Source organism: Saccharomonospora iraqiensis subsp. paurometabolica YIM 90007, from assembly GCF_000231035.2.
GTDB lineage: Bacteria > Actinomycetota > Actinomycetes > Mycobacteriales > Pseudonocardiaceae > Saccharomonospora > Saccharomonospora paurometabolica.
Genome location: NZ_KI912230.1, coordinates 1 through 1,225 on the forward strand (window position 1 = coordinate 1; position 1,225 = coordinate 1,225).

General features: G+C 73.6%; 1 protein-coding gene. It reads right to left on the reverse strand.

Annotated elements, in window-relative coordinates:
• A partial coding sequence (locus tag SACPADRAFT_RS0210365) for a PrsW family intramembrane metalloprotease (protein WP_084258377.1) occupies positions 1-977 on the reverse strand: 977 nt, incomplete at its 3' end.
• Positions 978-1,225: the final 248 nt, after the last annotated feature.

Below are 1,225 nucleotides of genomic sequence, written 5' to 3' on the forward strand. Positions count from 1 at the left end.
GCCAGCTCCGTCACCGCGGCCTGGTAGTCGGCCACGGCCCGTGCGGCGCGGCGACCGGATTCCCGGCGGGCCTGCCTGCGCCACTGCCGCCGCCCCTCGAGACTGGCCAGCAGTGGGGTCTCGGAGGGCGCGATCCACCCGGCCTCGGCCATCCCCGGCAACGCCGCGGCGATGATCCGCTGCTCGCGCCGCCGCTGCCAGAGCATGATCAGCACGACGGTCGCGAAAATCGGGACCATGATCAGGAAGTAGACGTCGAGGAACGTGCCCGCGCCGCCCAACGTGGCCGAGGCGTTCCAGAGCGCGTGCAGCAGCACCGCGGCGACGTAGGACACGAGCGGGACGACGATCCGCGGCCCCCGCGCCCGCGTACCGACCACCCAGCCGACCCCGATGCCGATGAGCACGGTGAACAACGGGTGCGCGAACGGCGACAGGACACCCCGCAGCACGAAGGTGGCGAACACACCGGACGTCGGGCCGTCGCCGAGACCCTGCTCCACGAAGGCCCGGCCGAAGTAGTAGATGTTCTCGGTGAACGCGAACCCCGCCGCGCCGATCCCCGCGTAGACGATGCCGTCCACGACACCGTCGAACTCGTGGGTGCGGCGCAGCATCAACGCCACGACCGGCACGGCCTTGACGGCCTCCTCCACCAGAGGCGCCGAGATCACGGCGCTGACCGTGCCCCCGTGCCCCACACCGAGCAGCAGGTCCGCGACGTCCGCGGCGGTGTCGTTGACCAGCAGCGCCGAGAGGGTGGCCACGCACGCGCCCCACCCGAACGTGAGCAGGAGCAGCCCGGCCGGTTCGGGCTCCCACCGGTCGACCCACAGGAACGCGGCCACCACCGTGACCACCGGGAGCACCGAGGCCACGACCCCGACCATGACCGCGGGCAGACCGACCCGGACGGTGGCCAGCCCGAGCATGAGCAGCCCGCAGACGGCCAGCCCGACCAGGCCCACGACCGGCATCAGCACGCTGACCCGGCGCGGCCGGTGCCTGCGTGTCCCGTCGTCCTCCGCCTCGCCGGCCGTCTCGATCACGCGGGCACCTTAGCGAGCCCGTGGTGCGCGCGTCACCGCCGCGGTGCGGTGCGATACCCGGCTCCGCTGGCTCCCGCCATTCAGTCCGCCGCGCGGCGCCGCCGACGCGGCCCGGCACCGCTCGCCCCGTGGGCGGCGAGCAGGTCACTCACCGACCTGCCCTCGGCGTGCGAACC